The organism is Sphingomonas sp. (assembly GCF_048595155.1).
Lineage (GTDB): Bacteria > Pseudomonadota > Alphaproteobacteria > Sphingomonadales > Sphingomonadaceae > Sphingomonas_I.
In genome coordinates, this window is sequence record NZ_JBMDXN010000056.1 from 1 (window position 1) to 8317 (window position 8317).

General features: G+C 63.3%; 7 protein-coding genes, 1 tRNA gene and 1 pseudogene. 7 read left to right on the forward strand and 2 right to left on the reverse strand.

Going from position 1 to position 8317, the window contains the following annotated elements:
- Positions 1-294 (reverse strand): annotated as a pseudogene (locus tag ACOJSI_RS09295) (5-dehydro-4-deoxy-D-glucuronate isomerase); the annotation flags it as partial.
- 467 nt (positions 295-761) lie between these two features.
- On the opposite strand from ACOJSI_RS09295, the gene ACOJSI_RS09300 reads away from it, so the two are divergent.
- The 7 genes from ACOJSI_RS09300 (at position 762) to ACOJSI_RS09330 (ending at position 8124) form a co-directional block, all read left to right on the forward strand.
- Positions 762-3560 carry a TonB-dependent receptor gene (locus tag ACOJSI_RS09300; RefSeq protein WP_420137997.1) on the forward strand — a complete coding sequence of 933 codons (2799 nt, stop codon included), beginning with the start codon at positions 762-764 and terminating at the stop codon, positions 3558-3560.
- Between the two features lie 93 nt (positions 3561-3653).
- A complete protein-coding gene (locus ACOJSI_RS09305; protein ID WP_420137998.1) occupies positions 3654-4625 on the forward strand; it encodes an alpha/beta hydrolase in 972 nt (323 codons plus the stop codon).
- Positions 4622-5731, forward strand: coding sequence for a pectinesterase family protein (locus tag ACOJSI_RS09310; protein ID WP_420137999.1), 1110 nt, complete (start codon positions 4622-4624; stop codon positions 5729-5731). The genes ACOJSI_RS09305 and ACOJSI_RS09310 overlap by 4 nt, the downstream gene beginning before the upstream one ends.
- Positions 5732-5914: 183 nt before the next feature.
- Positions 5915-6994 (forward strand): catalase family peroxidase, encoded by a 1080-nt coding sequence (locus tag ACOJSI_RS09315; protein ID WP_420138000.1) that lies wholly within the window; start codon positions 5915-5917, stop codon positions 6992-6994.
- Complete coding sequence (locus tag ACOJSI_RS09320) at positions 6991-7536, forward strand: cytochrome b (protein WP_420138001.1); 546 nt, start codon at positions 6991-6993, stop codon at positions 7534-7536. The genes ACOJSI_RS09315 and ACOJSI_RS09320 overlap by 4 nt, the downstream gene beginning before the upstream one ends.
- Before the next feature lie 7 nt (positions 7537-7543).
- Complete coding sequence (locus ACOJSI_RS09325) at positions 7544-7870, forward strand: hypothetical protein (protein WP_420138002.1); 327 nt, start codon at positions 7544-7546, stop codon at positions 7868-7870.
- Entirely contained in the window at positions 7867-8124 is a 258-nt protein-coding gene (locus ACOJSI_RS09330; protein WP_420138003.1) for a hypothetical protein, read from the forward strand. Before ACOJSI_RS09325 ends, ACOJSI_RS09330 begins: the two co-directional genes overlap by 4 nt.
- A gap of 98 nt (positions 8125-8222) precedes the next feature.
- Here ACOJSI_RS09330 and ACOJSI_RS09335 read toward each other — a convergent pair.
- Positions 8223-8299, reverse strand: a tRNA-Met gene (locus tag ACOJSI_RS09335).
- Positions 8300-8317: the final 18 nt, after the last annotated feature.

The following is an 8317-nucleotide window of genomic DNA, read 5'->3' on the forward strand; positions in this document are numbered from 1 at the left end:
CTCGCCATCGACTGTGACGACACCCTCGACCTGCCCCACATTGACGACCGCCAGCTCGCGCCGCTCCAGGAAGGGATGGCCCGCAGCCGACGGCGGCTCCGTCTGATCGGGCAGCTTCACGCTGCCCGCACCCACCGCCACACCGCCGATCACGAAGCGATCGGCATGCGTGTAGTTCAGCACGCATTCGCCTTCGCGAAACAGCCCCGAGATCAAATAACGATCGCGCAACTCCTCATTGGCGACGCACTCCATCATGTCGGGATGGGTCGCGTAATAGGTCTTCTCGTACATTGGCACCTCTCTCCATATCGGTAACCGGTGTCAGATTTCTGCGCAAGGGGGATCGACCACCGCCTACGCCGCCTGCCATTCCCGCTATCTGCAACTAGCGACGCTTGTTTAGCGGAACGCGATGAGCGCTGCATCGAGATGCGCGCCCTTCCTTCGGTTTTTGCCAGATTTCCAATCGTTTCGCTCCATTCTCAAGTGCAGCGGCTCACGAATCCGCCCTTATGCTGGCTGGATGAAGGGGCAGGCTGCAACCAATTGTTGCCGGTCGCGCAACAAATAAGGGCGCTTGACATAGATTAGACATCGGCGCACTTTTGACACCGGTTACCTAATAAGGAGCCATTCGGCGGGGCAAACGAGGGGCGGATCGGGCAAAATCCTCCTTTCGAACCAACCGTCGGCAGAAGCCGGGGCGCGCGATGCGCGTCGCTGGCGAACAGGACACGACCAAGGAGGGGGTTCGAAAGATGGTTTGTCGGTTTACGCGCGGTGCGCAGTTCAAGCTCGCTTTGGTGGGCAGCTCTTTCCTCCTGTCGCCCTGCATAGCTCTGGCCGATCCGATCCAAAGCGCGCGCCCCTCGCCGGCTCTACAGCTGGCATCGGCCGCTCCTACAGCCACTGCCGATCCTGCGCCGCAGGATAGCACCGGCACGACCGGCACGGAGGAAGCCGACGCAGCCGAGATCGTTATCACCGGCTTCCGGTCCAGCCTGCGCGCCGCGCTCGACCTCAAGCGGAATACCGTCAACCTGACCGAATCCGTGCTCGCCGAAGATATGGCGAAAATGCCGGACCTTAATTTGTCGGAATCGATCCAGCGCGTTCCCGGCGTCGCAATCAGCCGCGAGGGCGGCGAAGGTCGCAATATCACGCTGCGCGGCTTCGCCCCGGATTTCACCCGCACCACGCTGAACGGCATGGAAGTGCCCGCCAGTACCGACGGACTGGATTCCGGCGGCTTCACGGTCAATTCCAGCCGCGGCTTCGACTTCAATGTGTTCGTGTCCGAACTGTTCAACCGTATCGACGTTCAGAAGACGCAGCGGGCCTCCGTTGAGGAAGGCGGCATTGCCGGTTCGATCGATCTCTATTCGGGCCGCCCCTTCGATCGCCCCGGCCTGCATCTGGTGGCGTCGGGACAGGGAAGCTATAATAGCGTCACGCGCAAGGTTGATCCGCGCGTCGCCTTCTTGTTCAGCGACACCTTCGCCGACGATAAGCTCGGCGTCCTGTTCTCGGCGGCTTATTCCAAGCGCACAGTCTATCAGGAGGGGCGCTCCAGCGTTCTCTGGACGAGCCCCTTCATCAATGGCGATTCCTGGGCGGACACCAACCCCAAGGTGACCGGTACGCCCCAGGCATGCGGCGCGGCAAACCCGCTGGATTGCCTATGGGCGCCACGCCTGCCGCGCGCCGATTTTTTCGGAAATGATCAAAAGCGGCTCGGCCTCTCCGGCGCGCTGCAATTCCGGCCGGACGACCGCCTCACCGTGACGGCCAGCGCTTTGTTCTCGCGCCTGGACAATGATCGCAACAATTACAACTCGATGGAATGGCTGCTCACCCATGGGCCAGCCGGAAATTTCGTGGGCCAGACGCCTTTGTCGTTCACCGTGTCGCCCAACGGCAAAGAAGCGATTGCCGCCAGCTTTGACGACGTCACCTCCTGGTACGAGAATCGCCGTCAGACCTCGCGCTCGACTTTCCAGCAATATGTCGGGAACATCGACTATAAGATAACCGACCAGCTCTCCTTTGCGGGTCTGATCGGAAAAGCGCAGGATTCGGCAAACCGCGACGAGCTTCGCTTCTACGCCCAATCCGTCCCGCATCCTTATTCCTATGATTATAGCGCCAGCCGGGATGTGCCGCAGGTCAGCTTCGGCAGCTATGATCCCAATGACGCCGACAATTATGTCGACGCGCTCACGGCAGCGAACCGGCTGAATTCGATCCTGAAGGACAATTTCACCGCCAAGGGGGATCTGACCTTCCGCGAGGGCAACCTCATCATCAAAGCCGGCGCCGTCTTCAACCGCCGCCTGGTGCGCTATGGAGAGGCGGCGGGCACCAACCCCACGCTCACCGGAATCTCCGCATATATGAAGCCTTTCCCGATCCCGCATTTCGGGTCGGGCGTCATCGACGGCGGGCTGCCGACCTTCGCGGTGATCGATTTCGACGCCATCGACAAGGCTGGCCTCATCCCCGATCAATATGTCGATAATGTCGGCGCCGATTGGCAGGTGATCGAGCGCACGAGGGGTGGCTATATCGAGCTGAATGATAGCATCGAACTCGGCACGATGACGCTGCGATTGAATGCCGGTGCGCGCTATGTCGGCACGACGGTCACATCCACCGCCACGCTCGCCAATTCTCCGGTCCGGGTGAAGCACGACTATAATAACTTCCTACCGTCGGCGAACGCGGTGCTGGAATTCACCCCCGATTTCCTGGTGCGGGCGGCCTATGGCCGGTCGATGACGCGGCCGGCGCTCAGTGCCCTCAACATCGCTGGGCCAGTCTTCAGCTATGACACGCGGTCGGTCAGCAATCTCGGCAACCCCTTCTTGAAGCCTTATCTGTCCAACGATTACGACCTGAATTTTGAATGGTATTTCGCCAAAGGCGGGCTGCTGAGCGCGGGCCTGTTCTACAAGGATATTATCAGCTCGCTGACGACCAGCATCGTCACGCAGCAAGTGCCTCAGCAATATTGGGCCGCGATCTACGCCGATCCCCGCTACAATCCCGCCTATCAGGCCGATCCGGCGAAGGTCCCCTACACCTTTACCACCGCGGTCAACACGCCCGATGGGAATAGCGTGAAGGGTATCGAACTTACAGCCAATGTGCCCTTCTCGATCATCAGCGATCGACTGTCGGCGGTCGGGATCGCGTCCAACTACACCTATGTTCACGCGCGCGATGCGACCGGCCTCTCGCCCAATTCCTACAATCTGACCGTCTATTACGACACGGGCAGCCACGGCATTCGCGCTTCGCTCAACCACCGCGACAGCTATCTGATCAGCATTCCCGGCGGGAACGGCAATGCCGCCGCGCGCAAGTCCGGCTCCACTCAGATCGACATGTCCGCTTACTGGAATCTGACCAAGCGCCTGACGCTCAATCTGCAGGGCATCAACGTCAACAACCAGCGCGAACGTTATTATGATACGGGGGACGGCACCCAATTCCTCACCCGCGAATATACCGGCACCGGCCGGACGATCCTCGCCGGGATCCGCTATCAATTCTAATGCAGGGTCGGGGCCGGCGGGCCGGTTCCGCCGGCCCGATCATGCAGGGGACAAGCCGCCAGATCGATCGGAGCCGATGTGCCGGAGAGTTGCGTGACATGGACAGCATTGGCGGCGGCATTGCTCCTGTGCCCGACCGCGATCGGCGCCGCGACGCACCCGGTCGATGACAGCTACACGGTCGCACGCCGTTTCGAGAGTTACCGCCAGCAATATCCCGGCATTGCCTGGCCCAACGTCGCACCCCGCACGGGCCAGACGATCGCATTCGACCTCGTCTATAAGAGCCTGGGCGAGCGCGACCTCCATATCGATGTCTTCAGCCCGCCTCCGCATCGGCAGCGCCATCAGGGGCTGCTGCTGGTCCATGGCGGCGCGTGGCGATCGGGAAGCAAGGCACATTTCTACGCACTGGCCAATCTCCTGGCGCAGCGCGGCTACACCGTCTTCCTGCCGGAATATCGGCTGGCGCCGGAAGCGCCCTACCCTGCCGGCATGGAGGACATTGGCGATGCGCTCGCCTGGGCGCAGGACCATGCCGCCATCTATCGCCTGTCGTCGGATCGAATTGCCCTTGGGGGCGCGTCGTCAGGGGGGCAGATGGCAGCGCTGCTCGCCTATCGCGGTACAATGGCGTCGCCGGATCGGCGGGTTGCCTCCCGCCCCAACGCGCTGATCGATCTCGATGGCGTGCTTGACGCCACCGATCCGCTGGCGCTCCGCTATGAGAATGCCAAAGGCCCTGAATCGCCGCTCGCGCAATGGCTGGGTGGCGCGTTCGAACAGGTGCCGGCGACGTGGCGAGAGGCAAGCGCGGCGCACCATGTCGGGCCAGGCGCGCCGCCGACGCTGATCGTCAGCAGCGGCATGCCGCGTTTCACCGCTGGCCGCGACCATGTGCTCACGACATTGCGCGATCACGGGATCCGGGCCGCTTTCTATAGCTATGACAAGGCACCGCACGATTTCTGGCTGTTCCAGCCTTTCCTCGATCGGCTGGTGGATCGCATCGACAATTTCCTACGGGCGGTCGATGCCGATCAGACACGAAGGACCAAGCGATGAAGGCAGCCGATCTTGCCAAGCTCCTGGCCTTTCCCTTGCTGTTGGCGGCGCCCGTGGCAGCAAGCGCGCTCACCCTGCAGGTGAGGCCAGAGTGCGCCGGGCGGCAACACTGCTTCAGTTCGATCGCAGCCGCCCTTGATCGCGCCAAGACGGACGGCAGCACGCGCTGGATCACGATCAAGGTCGCCCCGGGAAGCTATCGCGAAAAGATAACGATCGCGCGCAGCAAGATACGCCTGATCGGCAGCGGCGCAGACGACACCAAAGTGCGGTTCGACGCGGTCGCGCAAACATCCAAGGCCTATCATCGCAATGGCTGGGGCACGCCGGGCTCGGCCACCCTGACGATCAATGCCAGCGATGTCGTGCTGGCCGGCATGACGGTCGAGAATGATTATGACTATCTCGCCAACGATCGGCTGGCGGATGGAGACGCCGCCAAGATCGGCAACCCCCAGGCCGTAGCCTTGCTGCTGGATGTCGACAGCGATCGTGTCAGCGTGCGCGACAGCAGCCTGATCGGTTTCCAGGATACGCTCTTCGCCAACGGCAAGCGCGTTCACATCACCGACAGCCTGATCGCGGGGAATGTCGACTTCATCTTCGGCAACGGAATGGTGCTGATCGAACGATCGAAGATCCGTTCCCGCGTCCGCGCCGCGGCGGTTCCCGCGGGCGAATTGCAGTCCTTCGTGGCCGCCCCATCGACCCTGCTCGATCAGCGGATCGGCATCATCTTCTATCAGTCGCGCCTGACGCGGGAAACGGGCGTGCCAAACGGAGTCGTCGCGCTTGCCCGGCCATGGCACCCCACCACCCGCTTTGCCGATGGCCGCTACGCCAACCCGCGCGCGGTAGGTCAGGTCTCTTTTATCGATTGCTTCATGGACGCACATATCGCGCCGGACCATTGGGCGAGCATGAACGGCACCGCGCGTGACGGCACGATGAAGGATGTCTTTCGGCCCCAGGAGTCCCGCTTCTTCGAAACCGGCTCCTATGGCCCGGGCGCGGCCCGGCGCGATATCGGCATGCCCCGTCAGGGGCTGGGCGACATCACGGCGATCAAGCGCGTCTTCTTCGAGGACTGGCCGGGGGAACGCTGAACGCAGGTCCGGCTTATCTGGCCTTCGACGTTTTTGCGGCCCCGTAGAAACGCCCGCGCACATCGTCGCCTACGCGAAGCCTGTGCCGTTTTTCCCATCATCTATTTTTTGTCGCGTCCGGAGGGAATAGTATCGGCGCAGCATCGTCCAACCTTGTGACACCAGCTTGGATCGGGAACCGTCATGGCCATGCTCAACCGGCGCATATTTGGGGCCTTCGCACTGATCGGCGCCGTGATACTGGTGCTTCTCGCCGCTTTTGGCTGGTCCGCCGGCTGGCTTGGCTCCCGCCGCATCAGTGGCGGTGACGTCACGGCCGCGCTGGAGGCGAATGGCGGCGGCGCGAAGCCCGGCTATCGCCGCGCGCATGCCAAAGGCTTGTGCTTCACCGGCGAATTTGTGGCGAATGGCAATGGCAGCGCGCTTACGACGGCGGGCGCGCTCCGCGCCGTGACTATTCCGGTGCTCGGCCGCTTTTCCATGGCGGGCGGCAACCCCTTGGCCGGCGACGGGCGGGTGGTCTTTCACTCCATGGCGCTGCTGCTGAAGACACCCGATGGGCAGGAATGGCGAATGGCACTCGACCATACCCCAATCTTTCCAGTCGCCGACGTCGCATCCTTCGTAGCGCTCCAGCGCGCCACCACACCCGATCCGAAGACCGGCAAACCCGATCCGGTCAGGATGAAGCCGTTCCTCGCCGCCCATCCGGAAGTGAAGGCATTCCAGGACTATATGGCGCAGGCGATCTTGCCGAACAGCTTCGCCAACGCGACCTATTACAGCATCAACGCGTTCCGCTTCACCGACGCGCACGGTGCCACACGGTTCGTACGCTGGCAGTTCGTGCCGGACGCGCCGCTGGCAGGACTGGACAAGCAGCATCTCGATCAATTGCCCCGCGACGCACTTTTCCGCGAGATGATCGCACGGACTGCAAAGGGCCCGTCACGATGGCATTTGCTGCTGGTCGCAGCCAATCCTGGCGACGTGACGGACAAGGCGACGGTCGCCTGGCAGGGGCCGCATCGCACGATCGACGCCGGCACACTGACGATCCGGGCCGTACAGCCGGAGGAAGTGGGTGGCTGCCGCGACCTCAACTTCGATCCCACGATCTTGCCGGCGGGAATCGCGGTCTCGGACGATCCGCTGCTCGCCGCGCGGTCCAAGGCCTATTCGTCGTCGTTCACGCGGCGCGCCGGCGAAGGGCCGCACCCCAGTGCGGTCGGACAGGATTTGGCGAAGGACAAGCTGCAATGACCCGGCTTTCTCCTGATTTTCACCCGGCCTTGCGGGTGCTGCACTGGCTGATGGCGGCGATGGTGCTGGCAATGCTGTTCATCGGCGTCTTCATGGTTTCCACCAGCGGCCCTGCTTATGTGACGCTGCTGAACCTGCACCGTCCGCTCGGCATCGCGATCCTCCTCTTGGTACTGGTGCGCCTGCCGCTGCGCCTGGCGACCGGCGCCCCCGCATTGCCGGAAGATCTGGCCCCCCTGCAGCGGTGGATCGCCTGGGGCTCGCATGTGCTGCTATATGCCACGCTCTTCGCCTTGCCGCTGATCGGCTGGGGCATGCTTTCGGCCGGGGGATATCCTGTACGGCTGGCGGACGGCATCGTGCTGCCGCCAATCCTTCCGCATGATTTGGCGCTTTATGCGCTACTCCGCGCGGCCCACACGGCGGTCGCGCTGGCCTTCTTCGCCTTGATCCTGCTGCACCTTGCCGCAGCGCTGATGCACGGGCTGGTGCGCCGCGACGGCGTCCTGCGGAGCATGACGATCGGGCATCACCGATCCTGATCGGCCAGTGAGCGACGCCCCTTATCCTGTCACCCCGGACGGCCGCTACTTCGTGGTGCGCGGGCGGCTCTGGCGGAAAACCGATCCGTCGCTCCCGGAGGAGAGGCGCGCGGCCCTGGTGGCGGATCTCATGCGGGCGCGACGGACGCGGGACCGCGAGGGCGTCGACAAGGCGAAGCGGGCACTTGGCGAGCGGGGACCGGTCTGGTGGACGGACGGGGCGCCCGATTTCAATCGCCACCTCGCCCGCAACACCCCCTATGCGACCTGGTTCGCGGCCTTGCCCCAGCCGTCGGCTGAGATCCCGGATGCGGAAGCGCGTGAGCGCGCATGAGCGGTGAAGGCAACTGGGTCGTCGTCAAGCGGCTGATCTGTGGTGATCCCACGCGCGCGGTGGCGATCCTGCAGGGTCCTGACGGCCGCTTCCGCTACGACGTGCTCCGCTGGCAGCGTTATTATGATCCTTCGCCGGCGGACGCCGGCCCGGTGGAGGGCGGTCTGTGGGGCGGCACGAAGTCCGGCTATTATCCGTCATCGGAGGAGGCGGAGCGGGACGCGCGCGCCGCCAACCCCTGGCTGCAAGAGTAAAGGTCGTACCGTGGCGCCTGCCGTATCGGCTGATGGGTTGGATGTGGGCTGGGCAAAGGAAAACCCCCTGGGCCTGTGAGGGCTGGGGGTTTGAGTATTGGTTGCGGGGACAGGATTTGAACCTGTGACCTTCAGGTTATGAGCCTGACGAGCTACCGGGCTGCTCCACCCCGCGCCACCATATGTCCGACGG